Here is a 16,377-nt window from a genome sequence, read left to right as displayed (position 1 = left end):
TGAACAAACGAGGAAAGGGCGGGCGAGGGGCCCGCCCTTTCCGGAGTTGGTTGCGAAACCGTCAGGTGACGTGGTTCGACCGGTTGTAGACGTTGAACTTGCCGGTGGGCGCAAACAGACCCTTCACGCGGCCGATCTCTTCCAGCGTCTTGGCGTCGTAGATCACGATTTCACCGTTCGCTTCTTTCGAGGTCGAGCGGTTCCATTTGGAAACCCAAACCTCAGAGCCGTCCTGGTTGAACTCGAAGTGGACGGCGACGTTGCCTTCCTCTTCTGTGATCTGGATCGTTTTCACGATCTCACCGGTGGCCTTGTCGATGACCTGCACCGATTGCTGAACCTCAGGCTCAGGGTGCTTGGTCTGGTCGGCCCAGATATAGTCCGATTCCGGGTGTGTCCGAATGAACAGACCGGGTCCGTCGGTTTCCACCTCGTAGCAGACTTTCCAGGCGTCATCCGGACGACCTTCGGGGTCGTTGCCCCACACGGTGACAGTGCCTTCGCCCAAGTGGGTCGTACCGGCAACCGGGCCACAATTCGGGTCTTCCCAGTTGGCGCCCGGACCGGGGTGTGGCAGCGGCGCGGTGTCGATCATGGCTTCTAGTTTGTGGGTTTCGGTATCGACCACAACCATCTTGTTCGACGCGTTGGCGGCGATCTGGAAATAACGACCGGTTGGATCGAAAAACCCGTCATGCAGGAATTTGGCGCTGTCGATTTTGTCGATCCGCAGGTTGTCCAGATCGGAATAGTCCACCTGCCACAGCTGACCGAGTTCCTTCACGGCCACAATCCACGTGGGTTCATTCGGGGTGGTGTAGATTGCGGCCACGCGAGCCTCTTCCACATAGTCCCCGTCCACATTGTAGCCCCGGGTAGAGACAACCTTTTTCGGTTCCATTGTGTCGGCATCCACGATGGCGAAATGCGGCGGCCAATAGGCCCCACCGATCACATATTTACCGTCGCCAGATACGGCTACGTCACGGGCGTCATAGCCAATGGTCACCTCGGCCACGAGCATGTTTTCAGGGTTCTGCCACAGGTCGATCTTGGTCATCTTGCCGTCGCGGCCCATAGTGTACCAGAAACGGCCAGGGTTTTCGGGTTCCTCCAGCTTGTGATGCTCGGACGCTTTCAGGACGTGCACGGCATAACCTGTCGGAATATGTGCCAGCACTTCCTTGGTGTCGCCATCGATCACGGCCACTTTGCCCACGTCACGTTCGATGACAACGAAGAAGTTTTCCCAGTTGCGACCATGCAACGGCTCGTTTGGGTAATCTTCGGGTTCAACGTAGACTTTGCGGGTCGCCATCATCTGCTCAAGAGACATTTCCGGCGGCTTGGGTGGCTCCATCTGGATGTAGGTCGCCATGTTGCTAATCTCGTCCTCGGACATCACGTCCGAGAAGTTGTTCATCCCGCCTTCGGTGCCCCAGGCGATGATCTTTTCAAGCCGTTCCTGTCCCAGTTTCAGGGTGCCGGATTCGGTCACGGTACCGTCGGCGTTTTTCGTTTCGACCAATGGTTCAAGGCTTTTACCGGTCGCCCCTTTGCGCAATACGCCATGGCACCCGGCGCAGCGTTCAAAGTACAATTGTTTGGACGATTCAAAGGCTTCCTTGTCAAGGGTTGGCTCTTCGGCGAGTGTAGGGGCAGCGACGCTGCCCAACAGCATCGCCAAACCGACCCCAAAGGCACGGCCAGTTTTTATGTAGCTGATTCCAAGTGACATGATCACTCTCCATTTGCTGGTGAGGCAGCTCTAAGGGTGGCCCATCGCAGCCTTCGGCTCCTTGACGAAAGTCAACGGATGGCGCGCAAACAGGGGCATGAATGCAAAAAATGCGCCAAAAGAACCTTAGAAAATCTGTGTTCTAGGGACATGTTTTCCGCCGGTTTTGATTTTGGTTAAGTGCTGCGCGCAGATGGGATGTTAGGGCTTGGGAAAACGGCCAAGGAGAGCAGCCATGCCCGCAATTATCACCCGGATATTTGGTGAGGGGTTCCGCGTATTTTTTCTGTCCGCCGGATTGTATGGCCTGTTTGTCGGATTGGTCTGGGGGCTGTGGTTGACGGTGCCTTACCTGTCGCCGGATTACGGCATGACGCCGCCCATGTGGCACGCGCATGAGATGATCTTTGGATATGCGACCGCAGCGTTGGGCGGCTTCTTTCTGACGGCAGTGCCAAACTGGACTGGCGCGCCGGACGTGCGCGCGCGGTTTATTGCGATCGCGGCCGGGGTGTGGCTGGCTGGCCGGATGGCGATGTGGTTTTCGGGTGTATTGCCGCCGGTGGTGGTTGCAGCGGTAGACCTTGCTTTTGTTCCGATCCTCGCGGCGAAGATCGCGACGCAGCTGATGCGCCGACCAAAACCACAGAACCTGATTTTCCTCCTGCTGCTCAGCTTGATCTGGGTCGCGGACCTGCTGACCCATCTGGAGTGGATAGGGTTGACGGATGACACGTTGCAATCTGGGCTGCGGGCGGGTCTGCTGGCGCTCTGCGCGATGATTGCCATTCTGGGCGGACGGATCACGCCGGCCTTTACCCGTAATGCCATGAAACGCGCCGGTGTGCCCGAAACGGATTGGCCCGTTTCCGTCGGTGCATTGGACAAGCTGGGTATCGGACTGTCGCTTATCCTACCGTTGAGCGTTTTGGCATCAGGCGATTGGGGTGCTGCCGGTGTAGTTGCCCTGGTGTTGGGCGTCGTGCAAATCCTGCGCATGGCCCGGTGGCGGACAGCTTGGGCCGCACGGGAGCCGATCCTGCTGGCGCTGCATCTGGGGTTGGGCATGCTGGCACTGGGTCTGATCCTGTGGGGGATGGCGGTTCTGGGCATTGGCAATGAGGTTGCAGCCTTGCATGTCCTTGGTATCGGTTGCGTAGGTGGCATGACATTGGCCGTCATGAGCCGCGCTGCGCTTGGACATAGCGGTCGCGCGCTGGTCGCGCCCGGGCTGATGGTTTTAGCCTATGGTTTGATGGCGGTGGCCGCACTGTCGCGCTGGGTCGGGGCCGAGTTGAATGCGGGCTATCTCGTCGCGATGCTTTTGTCGGACGGTTTGTGGGTCACCGCCTTTGCGCTGTATCTGATTGCGATGTGGCCTGCTTTGACCGGCCCGCGCGCGACGCGGAGCTAGGCACCTCGTCGTTCCAAGAGGCCAATGTCACTCGATCAACGATCGGCTGTTCTTGATATGACGTTGCACCATGTTCCGAACCTGCTTGCCTTTGGTCGGGATCGGACGTGCGGGCGGAGGTACGAAACCCTCGGTGGCCAAGGCGGGAAACAATTCCAGCATTTCTGCCCGCGCCACAGGCGGCACAGTCCTGAGGGCCTCGGCGCCGGCAAACAGACTTTCAGACGGGGCACCGTCGGCAAAAACGATTTCATGCTGTTCGAACAGCATATGATAATACTCGACTGATTGAGCGTTTTCCTCGACGGATATGCCGGGAACGCCAACAAGCGCGTGCGCGGCCACAAGGATTTCGCTGGTCTCGAACATACGGATTGCAATGGCGGACCGCACCAGCATCCGGTGCTGCGGAGACACCAGTAGATCCCGCTGAGGCAACCCGCTTCCCAGTGCACCGGCTGCGATATGGATGGGCCGTAGTTTGGGCTTTTCCGACAACTCCTGGCTGGACAGCTTACGCGCGCCGATCCAGCGAATGCGCTGTGGCCCGTGGTCCATCGTCTCAACCAGATCGCCCGCACTCAGACGTTCGATCGCCATATCTCCACCCGGCGTCCGGATCAGTGTACCAGCGGTAAAACAGGGCACGTCAACGATGGATGTGGGGTCGGTTGTGTCAGGCGCATTGCCCGGCGTGACGTTGACAATTGTCATCGAATAAGCAGTGCCGGGGTCCAAAGGCTCTGACGTGATATAGCCTGCCAGGTCACCCTCGACCTCAACCCGGTAAACGGTAATGGTGCCGCCATCCGGATCGGTCAGGATATAGGATTCTTCCAGATAGATATCACCACTCAGAAATGTGGTGGACCCGTCCAGATTGGTGACCGTACCGGATTGCGTTAAGTCATCGCCGACTTCGTCGTTATTGAAGTCGCCGTTAAAAACGGTGCCAGTATCTGGAAGCGTTGGTTCCCCGGGGCGCGACAGAATGTTTCCGCCTGCGGCATCCTCGACATTGAAAACGCGCCGGTCAGTGGCCGGGTCAAAATCGGTGTCCAAAATGACCTGGTCTGGCCCCGCCGTGATGACCGAAATGACGTCGGGATCATATCCAATGTAGGAATAGTTTGCCATCTGTACTCACTACCTCTTGTCACGCGCGCAGTTCGTTTCAGCCAGTGCTTTTGGCACGAAAATCTTCATTCAGGGGCATTGTTCAGCAACAATCTCTACTCAATCCCCTTATTTCAAGGCAATACCACGGCATTTTTTTGAATTCATGAATGCGGCTGTTTTTTTTGCCATAGCGCAACAAATCTCCAGTCTTGACTTTCGTTAAGGCGCTCCACCGTCCCCACCTGCATGCTGATCTTCACAAGCTAATCTGCGCAAAGGAGAGCGCGATGCGAGAAGTCATGACCAAGAGCATGGCCCGCAATATTTTCTATGGCGGGTCATTGTTCTTTATTCTTATCTTTCTGGCTTTGTCGGCCCATTCCCACTGGTACATCGTGAATTCCGAGAATGCCGCGAATCTTGATGATAGCGTGGTGCGGGGCAAACACGTCTGGGAAAAACACGCCTGTATCAATTGTCACACGATTCTGGGTGAAGGGGCCTACTTTGCCCCCGAGGTCGGCAATGTGATGACACGGTGGGATGTTCTGGATGATCCGGAATCGGCCTTTGATGCACTCAAGGGGTGGATGGAAGCACAGCCTACCGGCATCCCCGGACGTCGGCAGATGCCGCAATTCAACCTTAGCGATGAAGAAATCCGCGATCTGACCAACTTCCTGATCTGGACGGATAATATCGATGCTCAGGACTGGCCGCCCAACGAGGCCGGCTGAGGAAGGGAACGGAGTAATGAAGTACGAATCCCAAAAAATTGCCTACGCCTACTTTGCCGTAGCGATGGGCCTTTTCGCGATCCAGGTAATCGGCGGTCTGATCGCCGGCTGGATTTATGTATCGCCCAATTTCCTGAGCGAGCTCCTGCCGTTCAACATTGTGCGGATGCTACATACAAATGCGCTGATCGTCTGGTTGATCCTGGGCTTCTTTGGCGCGGCCTATTTTCTGATCCCGGAAGAGGCCGAACGTGAGATCCATTCGCCCATGCTGGCCTATCTGCAACTGATCATTCTGGTTGTCGGTACACTTGGCGTGGTTTTGACCTATACATTCAACCTGTTCGAAGGAAACTGGCTGCTGGGGAAAGAGGGGCGCGAGTTCCTTGAGCAACCCAAATGGGTCAAGGCCGGGATCGTCGTGGCCGCACTGATCTTCCTTTATAACGTGTCGATGACCGTTCTGAAGGGCAAGAAGACCGCGATCACCAACATCCTGCTGCTGGGTCTTTGGGGTCTGGCGCTGCTATTCCTGTTTGCCTTCTACAACCCGGGCAACCTGTCGCTGGACAAGCAATACTGGTGGTATGTTGTCCACCTGTGGGTCGAAGGTGTGTGGGAACTGATCATGGCCTCGATCCTGGCCTACTTGATGCTGAAGCTGACCGGTGTTGACCGTGAGGTGGTCGAGAAATGGCTCTATGTCATCGTCGCCGCCGCGCTGTTCTCGGGCATCCTCGGCACCGGGCACCACTACTACTGGATTGGTACGCCTGCGTATTGGCAGTGGATCGGGTCGATCTTCTCAAGCCTCGAGGTGATCCCGTTCTTCGCGATGATGGCCTTTGCCTTCGTCATGGTCTGGAAAGGCCGTCGGGACCACCCCAACAAGGCCGCGCTGCTGTGGTCGCTGGGCTGTGCCACGCTGGCTTTCTTTGGCGCTGGCGTCTGGGGCTTCCTGCACACGCTGCACGGAGTGAACTATTACACCCACGGTACGCAGATCACGGCCGCCCATGGTCACCTGGCCTTTTACGGTGCCTATGTCTGCCTCAACCTGGCGATCTTCAGCTATGCCATGCCGATCCTTAAAAACCGCGATCCGTACAATCAGGTGATGAACATGGGGTCGTTCTGGCTGATGACCAGCGGTATGGTCTTCATGACCTTCGTGCTGACCTTCGGCGGAACCGTGCAGACGCACATGCAGCGCGTGGTCGGAGACTACTTCATGGACGTGCAAGACCAGATCGCGATCTTCTACTGGATGCGCTTTGGGTCCGGAGTTGTGGTGGTCCTTGGCGCGCTGTTGTTCATCTACTCGGTCTGGGTGCCTCGCAAAGAGATCATCGAGCCGGGCGCAGCTGAAACCCCAGCGGAGTGATGCAAATGGATGGCTCCATTCAAATGGGAACGGGGGCGGCTGACGCCCCCTTCTACCTGCCCCAACGCGATGAATGCGATGTGTTCACCGCCGCCTATGCCAACAACTTGCCGGTCCTGCTGAAAGGTCCGACAGGCTGCGGAAAAACCCGCTTTGTGGCTCATATGGCCGCGCGCCTGCGTCGGCCCCTCTACACAGTGGCTTGCCACGACGATCTGGCCGCCGCAGACCTGATCGGTCGTTATCTGCTAAAGGGGGGCGAGACCATATGGGTCGACGGCCCTCTGACCCGCGCTGTCCGCGAGGGCGCAATCTGCTATCTGGATGAGGTGGTAGAGGCCCGTAAAGACGTGACTGTCGTACTGCACCCGCTGACTGACGACAGACGTATCCTGCCGATCGACCGCACCGGCGAAGAGCTTGAGGCCACACCTGGTTTCATGCTGGTGGCCTCGTACAACCCTGGTTACCAGAACATCCTGAAAACCCTGAAACCCTCGACCCGTCAGCGATTTATCTCGCTGGAGTTCGACTTTCCATCACCGGAAATGGAGGCCGAAGTCGTCGCACAGGAAAGTGGGCTGGCTCTGGACCGTTGCAAACCGTTGGTTCGGCTGGCGGGTAAGCTGAGGGGCCTCAAAGGTCAGGATCTTGAGGAGGGCGTTTCCACCCGTCTGGTCGTTTATGCCGCGACGCTGATCGCACAGGGCATGTCCACCGACCGCGCCATCCTCGCCGCTATGATCGAACCTCTGACGGATGACGAGGATATCAAACGCGGGCTCCTCGATCTTGTCACGGCTGTCTTTGGGTGAGGCCGGCCAATGGTCAAGATCGATTTTGAGCCATGGGAACCCGAAGAAACGATCGGGAAACTGTGGCACACCCTTGCCAGCCGCTTCGATGCACCGGAGGTGCATGTTGGAGCCGCGGTCGACCTTTCTGAGGTCGCGGGGCGGTTGGCTGTCCTCTTCCGAGGACTTGGGGGTAGTCCGGGCGTCGAATTACGCCCGGTCTCACCCGAGGTTTCCCGCCATCGCCTAAGCTGGCGCCGTCGGCTGGCCACTGAGGTGGAACTGATGCCGCGCGCTTCGTTTGATGGCGAGGTTCTGCGCCTGCCGGACCGTTTGGCGGTGTTTCCCGTGCGCGCGGCCAACGGCGCACTGTACGTCTGGCTGGCGGCTGCGGCGGCCCATGCCGGAACCCGAATTGATGACAATGATCCGTTACGCGCCGACTTGAGTGCGCTGATCGCCGCTCGACACATGGTCGAGGCGACTCTGGAGGACGCCCCCGGCTTGCGCCCACTTTACGCCGAACTCTGCAAAGGGGTGCTGCATCAACGTGACATTCCCAACCTTCCGCCCGTCGAGGCCGCTGTCGAAGAATTGATCCGACATCGACTGGGCGATCCAAGCCCGCTGTCTGAAATAGCCGAACACCTTCTGGCAATGGACGATGACATGATTGCACCGCGCGGCTATCAGCCGATGCGCCCGGTCCCCTTGTGGCCCGAACTGCGCGCCGTCGGCTTTTCCGAACACAACGAGGTAGAAAACCCCGACACCGAAGGTCCGCCCGAGGAATCTGGCAAGAAAACCCATCGCGCCCGCCGCCGCAAATCGGATCAGGCATCCCGCAGTGACAGTTTCATCCTGCACAAGTTCGAAGCCATCCTCAGCTGGGCTGAGTTTCTTAACATCAATCGCCGTATCGACGACGATGATCCCGACAACGCCAAAAAGGCTGCCGACGACCAAGAAGAGATTGGCCTTGGACAAATCTCAAAAGCCCCGCCCACCAAGCTGAAACTGCATCTGGACCTTGCACCCGAGGATGTGAATCGCGAGCGGTTGTCAGGCCGCATCCTCTACCCCGAGTGGGATGTACGCACGGGGCAATACCTGCCTGACCACGTTAACGTCCTACTTTCGGATGCCGATATTCGCGATGACGCGGCCGCGTTCGGAAAGGATCCAGCGACCGCCCGCCGGATCCGCGCCGTTAAGCGCCAATTTGAAGCCCTTCGCCCAGGTCGTGTTATGACGCGCGGCCATCTGGATGGCGACCAATTGGATATCGAGGCCGCCGTTCGAGCGCAGGTCGATCGCTGCGCCAATGGCGAAGGAACCGAGCGTATCTGGATGCAATCCCGTCCCGAGGCGCGCGACCTTGCCATCTCGATCCTGCTGGATGTCAGCCGCTCCACTGAAAGCGCCGTCACAGGCCGGGCCGTGATCGACATCGCGCGCGAGGCACTGGCCGCGCTCGCCTGGGGCCTGAACGCCTGTGGTGACGATTTCGCCATCCACGCCTTCAGTTCGCTAAAACGCCAGCGCGTCTACGTACAGCGCTGCAAACGCTTTGATGAGCCGATGGGTACGACCGTTGAACAGCGCATCGCATCGCTGCGGCCGGGCCACTATACCCGGCTCGGGGCTGCGATCCGACATTGTTCAGTCGACCTGACGGCACAATCGCGAAAGCGCCGCCTGCTGCTGGTCATCACCGATGGCAAGCCCAACGATCTGGACCATTACGAAGGCCGCCACGGTATCGAAGACACCTGCATGGCTGTCCGCGAGGCCCGCCGCGCCGGGCAATCAGTGTTTGGTGTGACCATCGACAAGACAGGCAAAAGCTGGTTCCCCCGCATGTTCGGACAGGGCGGTTTCGCCGTCATCCCCGACCCGCACCGGCTGACTATGGCGCTGCCGCAGATCTACCGCCAACTGGTCGGCGCATGAGCGATACCTCCCTGATCGACGAGCTTCCGGGTGAGTTGTTGATGTGGGTGCTCATCATCTCGGAGCTGCTGGTATTCGGGGCAGGCTTGATCGCCTTTATGGCCGTTCGCCTGACCGACCCGGCGGGCTTTGCGGAGGCGCAGTCGCATCTTTATCGCACGGGTGCGGCCTTCAATACAGCAGTGCTGGTTACGTCAGGTTACCTCGCCGTGCAGGCGCTGAATTGGCGCCGTGCTTGCCGTCGTGGCATCGCCCGCCTCGCGCTGATTGGCGCGGCTCTGTTGGGCGTGGTGTTCCTGGTCATCAAAGGTGTCGAATACGCAGGCAAAGCGGCGCAGGGAATCACGTTTGAGACCCACCCGTTCTTCATGTTCTACTACTTGCTGACGGGCTTTCACGCGGCACATGTGCTGGCCGGAGTGGGTATCCTGCTATTAGTCGCCTGGCGCGACGATGTCCACAATATCGAGGCAGGCGCTCAGTTCTGGCACATGGTCGATCTGGTTTGGATCATGCTGTTTCCCGTGATCTACCTGTTGGGATGATAGGCATGCCTAGCGCTTCTTCTTTTCTCAACTCCTCCCGCCGGAGGCATTCGAATCTACTGACACACGCATGGATTGCCCTGCTGGCACTCAGCCTGGCATCCACATTGCTGACCATGCTGCCAGTGTACTCGGCCTTACTTGGTGGAGGCATTCTGATTCTGGCGCTGATCAAAGCGCGGGTGATCCTCGCGCGCTATCTCGACCTTGCCGAAAGCCCCACGTGGCTGCGCGGGTTCACTTTTGTCATGATCGCCTTTGCGTGCCTTATTCTGGCGTTGTACCTGATCTGAAGCCGTCTGCCGCAGTCACTATTGGATACTTCGCCATTCCGAGCAGGTGAGTTGAATGATCCACTCTTCATCGAATGGATCTGCCCCCCAGGCTCGGGCAGCAGGCGCAGTTTTCACCACCGGATTGTTGCCGGACTTGTCGACATATTGGAATTTGTGGTTCAGCGCGATTTCACCTTTTGGACAGTACGTTGCCCGCAAAACCGATTGAGCCAGAGAAATGGCCTGATCTTTGTTCTGTTTCGCCACAAACGGGGTAAAGAACTGCGTGGAATGCTGTTCCTTCAACCGGGCGTGGAACTTTTTGGTGAAAAGCTTCTTGCTGCCTTGAACGCACAAATTCTCGGTTACCGTGACAGTCACAGGAAGTGGCGAACCTGTTCCTGACTTGGTATATAGATCCTTCGCGCCCCGTTTTGCGCGGATATCAATCCTCGAGATACCGTCAGTATGTCGGATGATGATAGATCGACCCTTCTTGGGGTCGACCCCGTAAAAGTCGGCGTTACCGCTGGCATGCTTTTTGTAGTTGAAAACCGGCAAACGGTTCATGTTCGTGCAAGCTATGGCAGTTGTGTGGCCAAGCAGGACAAATGCCAATGCGGACAAAAGAGCTTTCATTTGCAACTCACGTTTTTTACTTGATTCAAACCTTTGGGAAGATCGCATTTGCTGCGGGCATAAGGGATTTTCCCGGATCTCAAATTGAAGGGATCACCTTTTTGATAGGCGGTGACGAGATAGCCAGCCCGTCCCGTGTAATCGCAGCTCCAGGATCCGCCTCGCTGCAATGTTTGAGGGTTGAACGTGTTCGAGCCGTAGCGATAGCAAATCTCGTCCAGCACGATTTTCCATTCGCCCGACACAGCACTACGATTGCCCGGGTACCAAAGAAAAGCGCGCCCATTGGAATCCAGATACTCGATTTGATAGCCGTGGCCGGTGTCAAAGCTGGCATAGGTATAACCTGCGCTTGGAAAAGGCGTCTGAACATCCTTTTGCGTACGCAATTCATCGAACATCTTGTCGCGTGGGGTTTCTCGGCTGCACCCACTGAGGGCGAGGACAATACAACCTAAAGGAATAAACTGCTTCATGCTTTCCGGTTAGAATGTGAATTGGGCAGAAGTTTGTCGCGCCAAGAAAGCCGCCTCGATGAGGCGGCGATTTTGAAACGAGGGGGCGCTTTGACTATTGCGCCGCCATCGGCATCCGCGCGATCTGGCAGCGTTGCCACAGCGCCGACAGTGCGCCGACCAGATGGTCGATATCTTCATCCGTATGCACGGGCGATGGCGTGATACGCAAACGTTCAGTCCCTTTGGGCACGGTGGGGTAGTTGATCGGCTGGATATAAATGCCGAACTCTTCCAGCAGCGTGTCCGAGATGAATTTACATTTCATTGGATCGCCCACCATCACGGGGATGATATGGCTGGGATTGGGCAAGTGGGGGATACCTTCGGCATCCAACCGGGCCCGGACCTTATCCACGCGCGCTTTTTGAAGGTCACGCTCGGCATTCGACTGCTTCAGATGTCGGATCGAGGCGGCAGCACCTGCCGCAATTGCGGGGGGCAGGGCGGTGGTAAAGATGAACCCGCTGGAAAAACTGCGCACAAAATCGCATAGCGCAGCCGAGGCAGCGATGTACCCGCCAACCACGCCGTATGCTTTGCCCAGCGTGCCTTCGATCACGGTCAGCCGGTCCATCAGCCCCTCACGCTCGGCAATGCCACCGCCACGGGGGCCGTAAAGACCAACGGCGTGAACTTCATCCAGATAGGTCATCGCGCCGTATTTGTCGGCCAAATCGCAGATATCCTTGATCGGAGCGATGTCGCCATCCATCGAATAGACGGATTCAAACGCAATCATCTTGGGCGCGTCGGGATCGGCAGCAGCCAGCTTCGCCTCGAGGTCTGCCAGATCGTTGTGCTTCCAGATGACCTTTTGCGCGCGCGAATGGCGGATGCCTTCGATCATCGACGCGTGATTCAACGCATCAGAGAAAACGATCAGCCCGGGGATTTTGGCCGCCAGAGTTCCCAGCGCGGCCCAGTTCGAGACGTAGCCCGAAGTGAACAGCAGCGCGGCCTCTTTCCCGTGCAGATCGGCCAGTTCATTTTCCAGCAGCACGTGGTCATGTGTTGTTCCCGAGATGTTGCGCGTGCCACCCGCACCTGCACCGCAGCGATCCAGTGCGTCATGCATCGCACCAATCACCTCCGAATGCTGCCCCATGCCCAGATAGTCGTTGGAACACCAGATCCGCACATCTCGCTGCACCGCTCCATCAGTCTGGCGCGCATTTGGGAAGGCCCCGCAGTGCCGTTGCAGATCTATGAAAACGCGATAGTTTCCTTCGTCCCGCAAATCATCAAGGCTCTGGGTGAAAAATCGCTGGTAGTCCATCTCACACACTCCCGGGAATACTGGCTTTGACCTGAGGTTAGGCATGGTGGCGGTGCGATGACATGACAATTGTCAAGTTGTGGCGCAGGAAAAAGCTGGTGCAGAGGATTCAGGTTTGGCATAGCCATAAGGCAACGAATGTACCGGCCGAGAGATTGGCCAGGGAAAAAGGGGGCACTTCTTGGCCCATGAAACACAAAAGGCAATCGCCAGACAGTCGCTATTGCTGAAAAGCCTGCCAGAGCATCATATCGACAAGCTGCTCAGCCATGCGATCTGGCGGCGCTACGATCGGGGCGAGACGATTTTTCTGCAGGAGGAAGAGGCTAAGGCGGTTCACGTGGTTCTGGCGGGTTGGGTCAAGCTGTTTCGTATGGCGCCAACAGGCGCCGAGGCCGTGGTGAGTGTCTTTACCCGTGGCGAAAGTTTTGGCGAGGCGGTCGCGCTGCGCAATGTGCCTTACCCTGTCTCTGCCGAGGCTGTTTCCGCCTGCGAAATCATGCATATTCCCAGCCCGCTTCTTTTGTCTCTGATGCGCGAAGACCCTGAGATTGGCGTGTCGATCCTGGCTTCGACCTTTACCCATCTGCATTCACTGGTTGCGCAGCTGGAGCAACTCAAGGCCCAGACCGGCGCGCAAAGGGTGGCCGAGTTTTTGCTGAACCTGTCCGACAAGGTGTCCGGCGGCTGTGAGGTTGAGCTGCCTTATGATAAAATGCTGATTGCCGGGCGCTTGGGCATGAAACCCGAAAGTCTGAGCCGGGCATTTTCGCGGCTCAAGCCGGTGGGCGTGAAAATCAACCGTAATCACGCCGAAATCGCGGATATCCAAAGCCTTCGCGACTACGCCGAAAGCGACTCGTCCGAAAAGTAGTGCACATTCCGCTTCGGCTGGCTTATTTGCGCAGACATTTCGGCATATTTGCTAGCGTTTTTTCGCATATTTGTGTACAATGATGTCAGTTCTGCCGCGTATTTCGGCGGGGGGTGCAGCATGACACACGACCGCAACGGTGGCCCTGACAGGCCGCCCTTGGTCGCGCTCAGCGTCGCCAAGGTCGCTCTTTCGGTTCGGGCCAAGCTGCTGGTGGCTTTTCTAGGGATAACCGGTTTGCTGGTCTGCTTGGTGTTGTTTGGTCTTTATGCCTTGCATCAGGCCAATCTGCGGTCCGAGACGATGATGCGCGATCAGGAACGTATTGCGTTTTTCAATGACACCCACACGACGATCTCGAACCTGAACACACACCTACTGTCCTTGTTCGTTCCGCAGAACCTGAAGGACTTTCCTCGTCAGAACGGAATTCTGGGAGCTTCTACGCGTTCGATACTTCACGTTTCGGCGGCGCTGGAGCGTAACCTTGCCCTTGGTTTTCGCAGTTTCGGACAGCCGGGAATGCCGGATGCGCAGGCGATCGCGAACCTTCGATCTGACCTTCAGGACATTTTACCGGCAATCACTGAACTGCGCCGTCTGAACCGCGAAGGCGATCTGTTAGCCGCAGCGCAACACGGTATCGACCAAATGTTTGAGCCACTACAAGCCATGCAACGCGAGGCGTATACGGTGGCGCAGGATGTTGAACAGGAAGTGCGCGAACTGGCGCGGACAACAGAACAGGCATATTTGACCTCACGCCTGAGCATCACGGCTGCGGCGATCGCAGCGATTGGGATTGCCCTTTTGTTGGGATATTCGATTTCGTCGTCCCTATTGTGGCCGATCGAACGCATCCATGCGGTGCTCAGCAAGCTGTCCCGGGGTGGGTTCGACAACCGGATTACGGTTCCCAATCGGGACGAACTGGGCGAGCTGGCAAACCACGTGAACCAGACCAGCGAAAAACTGGGTGCGCTTTACGGGCAAGTCGAAGTGCAAAAAGCCCAGCTGGCCGATTTGAATGCAGCGCTGGAAACTCGGGTCGCCAACCAGATAGAAGAGATCGAGCGCGCCAATCGTCTGAAACGCTTCCTGCCGTCGCAGGTGGCAGCGATGATTGTCGGCGCGACGGATGAGGCGGATGTCTTGAGAACCCGTAAGGCCGAGATCACAGTTCTTTTTGCCGATCTGCGCGGGTTCACGGCCTTCGCCACTGTTGCCAATGCGGACCAGGTCGTCGCGGCCCTGAACTCATTTCACGGCACTTGTGGACCGCTTGTCGAAGCCTGTGGAGGAACGTTGGAGCGGTTTCTTGGCGACGGTTTGATGGTTTTGTTCGGCGCGCCGGTGCCGCTGGATGATGCTGCGCAGCGTGCCGTTGATCTGGCCCAGAAAATGCAAGTGGGTGTCCGAAAGGCGATGGTCCCATACAGGGCCGGTATAGCTCAACACGGTCTTGGCCTCGGCATTGGGATCGCAACGGGCGCAGCAACCTTGGGTCGAATTGGTTTTGAGGGTCGTCTGGATTACTCGGCCATCGGGCCGGCGCCCAATCTGGCGGCACGCCTTTGCAAAATTGCCAAGGACGGTCAGGTGCTTGTCTCAAGGGCGACTGCGCGTCAAGTCCGGATAGATATGACCCCGGCGGGACCATTCGATCTGAAAGGCATAGGAACCCGCGTTTCGGCCTTTGAATTGGCGCGTCTGGTCGAAAGCCGGGCGGCGCCTCACGTTTATGCGCCCTTTCCCTGACAAATGCAGGGAGTTGCGCCCTTGGTAACTTCAAAAGGCGGGGTCAGGCGGTCATGTGCCAGCGATGGACGCGCCTGCAATTAAAAGACCGAGCCAACCAAAGCAGTTTCTGCACCCACGCAGATGACGACCCAATGGGAACGGCAACTCACCCGATGCGTGGGTCAGCGGGTGTGTTTGACTTGAGGTGGGGGTTACGAACCGACGGTATACCGGGGCGCGATCCTTTTCGTCCTACCTGGCGGACAACTGTCCCGCAAAGCGTTGATTTCGGATGTCGTCCGGGGATGTCTTGTAGTGGGCACGAAAGGCGCGACCCAAAGCGACGGCAGAAGAAAACCCGGTAGCTGCCGAAATCTCTCGCTGCGACAGATCCGTTGTTCGAAGCAAGGTGTCAGCTCGTTCCAGACGCAGCTCTCTGTACGTTGTCAAAAGCTTTGTGCCGGTTCTGTTCAGGAACCGACGCTGCAACTGTCTGGTAGACGTACCCAGCATTTGCGCCAGATCCGAGATCCGCAATGGCTCCTCAAGATTATCACTCATCGTTTCGATGGCTCTGCGCACTTGTGGATCGGCCTCGGATCGTTGGAAAAGCCGGATTGCAAGATGGCTCTTGGCGGTCCTTTTTGGCTCGGACAGGCCAATGTATCCACGCAGAGTGTCTGCGAGGTGCTCTCCGTGATCGATCGAAACGAAATTGGACAACAACCGTAAGCCGCTTAACCGGGTCGATGCGCTGTGCAAACGGTTATCATAGGCCATGTGAACACCCGATCCATCTTCGATCAGTCCGATTTCCTGCGCTGCGGCCGTGAAGTTAGGGTGCACCGCGGCGACCGTTTTTTCTGCCCGCCCGATCTGAGCAAGCAGCAAAACGGCGCTGCCGACAAGTATTGTGCGCGACGACAGGTTCACAACCTGCGAGGTCCAGGATTTCTCAGAGTCATCCAACCGCCAGTTTTCGTGGATATCCCCCCAAAACAGTGCCGTTCGCCCAGACCAGTACAGCGGCCCTCCGACCGGGTCTTTAGCCAACCTGCGAATGTTGATGATGTAAGAATGATGTTCGGCCAGCCTGTTCAAGGCATCAAAGAAATCCAGGACGATCTGTGCAGATGCTTCGGTGTCCGCGCCAGAGAGGACAACATCGACATGATGATTTCTGTTGGGTGTTTGCCTGGCAACGCTGGCTTGCCGTGAACGGGCATTTTTGAGGACATAGTGTTTCATTGTTCCTCCACCTGATGGTCTTCGGCTTTGCCCTTCGGGGCACCGCTCATTTCTTATGGCCGACCCCCATAAATTCGGGGGTCGGTCGTGAGTTTCAGCCCGCCTACTCTGCGGCTTCTTCGT

General features: G+C 57.4%; 15 protein-coding genes. 9 read left to right on the top strand and 6 right to left on the bottom strand.

What is annotated here, in order from left to right:
• Window positions 1-61: 61 nt before the first annotated feature.
• Entirely contained in the window at window positions 62-1,738 is a 1,677-nt protein-coding gene (locus DS906_RS14440) for a cytochrome D1 domain-containing protein (protein WP_113790846.1), read from the bottom strand.
• A 235-nt stretch (window positions 1,739-1,973) separates the two neighbouring features.
• On the opposite strand from DS906_RS14440, the gene DS906_RS14435 reads away from it, so the two are divergent.
• Entirely contained in the window at window positions 1,974-3,152 is a 1,179-nt protein-coding gene (locus tag DS906_RS14435; RefSeq protein WP_113790845.1) for an NnrS family protein, read from the top strand.
• Window positions 3,153-3,179: 27 nt separating this feature from the next.
• Here DS906_RS14435 and DS906_RS22520 read toward each other — a convergent pair whose 3' ends face one another.
• Window positions 3,180-4,289, bottom strand: a complete 1,110-nt coding sequence (locus tag DS906_RS22520) for a Hint domain-containing protein (RefSeq protein ID WP_233494805.1) — start codon at window positions 4,287-4,289, stop codon at window positions 3,180-3,182.
• A gap of 269 nt (window positions 4,290-4,558) precedes the next feature.
• Between DS906_RS22520 and DS906_RS14425 the strand changes: the two genes are divergently transcribed.
• Genes DS906_RS14425 through DS906_RS22645 form a run of 6 tightly spaced genes read left to right on the top strand, consistent with a single transcriptional unit; the run spans window position 4,559 to window position 9,977 of the window.
• Window positions 4,559-5,008, top strand: a complete 450-nt coding sequence (locus tag DS906_RS14425) for a cytochrome c (RefSeq protein ID WP_113790844.1) — start codon at window positions 4,559-4,561, stop codon at window positions 5,006-5,008.
• A gap of 16 nt (window positions 5,009-5,024) precedes the next feature.
• Window positions 5,025-6,392 carry a cbb3-type cytochrome c oxidase subunit I gene (locus DS906_RS14420; protein WP_058274912.1) on the top strand — a complete coding sequence of 456 codons (1,368 nt, stop codon included), beginning with the start codon at window positions 5,025-5,027 and terminating at the stop codon, window positions 6,390-6,392.
• A 5-nt stretch (window positions 6,393-6,397) separates the two neighbouring features.
• Window positions 6,398-7,207 (top strand): CbbQ/NirQ/NorQ/GpvN family protein, encoded by an 810-nt coding sequence (locus DS906_RS14415; protein ID WP_113791204.1) that lies wholly within the window; start codon window positions 6,398-6,400, stop codon window positions 7,205-7,207.
• 9 nt (window positions 7,208-7,216) lie between these two features.
• Window positions 7,217-9,139, top strand: a complete 1,923-nt coding sequence (locus DS906_RS14410; RefSeq protein WP_113790843.1) for a nitric oxide reductase activation protein NorD — start codon at window positions 7,217-7,219, stop codon at window positions 9,137-9,139.
• Window positions 9,136-9,684: a cytochrome c oxidase subunit 3 gene (locus DS906_RS14405; protein ID WP_113790842.1), complete on the top strand. Its 549-nt coding sequence runs from the start codon at window positions 9,136-9,138 to the stop codon at window positions 9,682-9,684. The genes DS906_RS14410 and DS906_RS14405 overlap by 4 nt, the downstream gene beginning before the upstream one ends.
• Window positions 9,681-9,977 (top strand): cytochrome C oxidase subunit IV family protein, encoded by a 297-nt coding sequence (locus DS906_RS22645; RefSeq protein ID WP_369934939.1) that lies wholly within the window; start codon window positions 9,681-9,683, stop codon window positions 9,975-9,977. The genes DS906_RS14405 and DS906_RS22645 overlap by 4 nt, the downstream gene beginning before the upstream one ends.
• Before the next feature lie 18 nt (window positions 9,978-9,995).
• On the opposite strand, the gene DS906_RS14395 is transcribed toward DS906_RS22645, so the two are convergent.
• From DS906_RS14395 to hemA, 3 genes are all read right to left on the bottom strand, one after another.
• Window positions 9,996-10,598 (bottom strand): hypothetical protein, encoded by a 603-nt coding sequence (locus DS906_RS14395; RefSeq protein WP_113790840.1) that lies wholly within the window; start codon window positions 10,596-10,598, stop codon window positions 9,996-9,998.
• Window positions 10,595-11,074, bottom strand: a complete 480-nt coding sequence (locus DS906_RS14390; protein ID WP_147235263.1) for a hypothetical protein — start codon at window positions 11,072-11,074, stop codon at window positions 10,595-10,597. The genes DS906_RS14395 and DS906_RS14390 overlap by 4 nt, the downstream gene beginning before the upstream one ends.
• 94 nt (window positions 11,075-11,168) lie before the next feature.
• Window positions 11,169-12,392, bottom strand: a complete 1,224-nt coding sequence (gene hemA / locus DS906_RS14385; protein WP_113790838.1) for a 5-aminolevulinate synthase — start codon at window positions 12,390-12,392, stop codon at window positions 11,169-11,171.
• A 181-nt stretch (window positions 12,393-12,573) separates the two neighbouring features.
• Here hemA and DS906_RS14380 point away from each other — a divergent pair, with 181 nt between their 5' ends.
• Together DS906_RS14380 and DS906_RS14375 are read left to right on the top strand one after the other, a co-directional pair.
• Window positions 12,574-13,266, top strand: coding sequence for a Crp/Fnr family transcriptional regulator (locus tag DS906_RS14380; RefSeq protein WP_113790837.1), 693 nt, complete (start codon window positions 12,574-12,576; stop codon window positions 13,264-13,266).
• 120 nt (window positions 13,267-13,386) lie between these two features.
• Complete coding sequence (locus DS906_RS14375; RefSeq protein ID WP_113790836.1) at window positions 13,387-15,024, top strand: adenylate/guanylate cyclase domain-containing protein; 1,638 nt, start codon at window positions 13,387-13,389, stop codon at window positions 15,022-15,024.
• Between the two features lie 234 nt (window positions 15,025-15,258).
• Here DS906_RS14375 and DS906_RS14370 read toward each other — a convergent pair whose 3' ends face one another.
• On the bottom strand, window positions 15,259-16,254 hold the full coding sequence (locus tag DS906_RS14370) for a helix-turn-helix domain-containing protein (RefSeq protein WP_113790835.1): 996 nt from the start codon (window positions 16,252-16,254) through the stop codon (window positions 15,259-15,261).
• Window positions 16,255-16,377 lie beyond the last annotated feature (123 nt).

The sequence above is a fragment of the Ruegeria sp. A3M17 genome (assembly GCF_003318255.1).
Classification (GTDB): domain Bacteria; phylum Pseudomonadota; class Alphaproteobacteria; order Rhodobacterales; family Rhodobacteraceae; genus Ruegeria.
The sequence above is the reverse complement of the archived record's forward strand: the minus strand, read 5'-3'. Positions and strand labels throughout refer to the sequence as shown.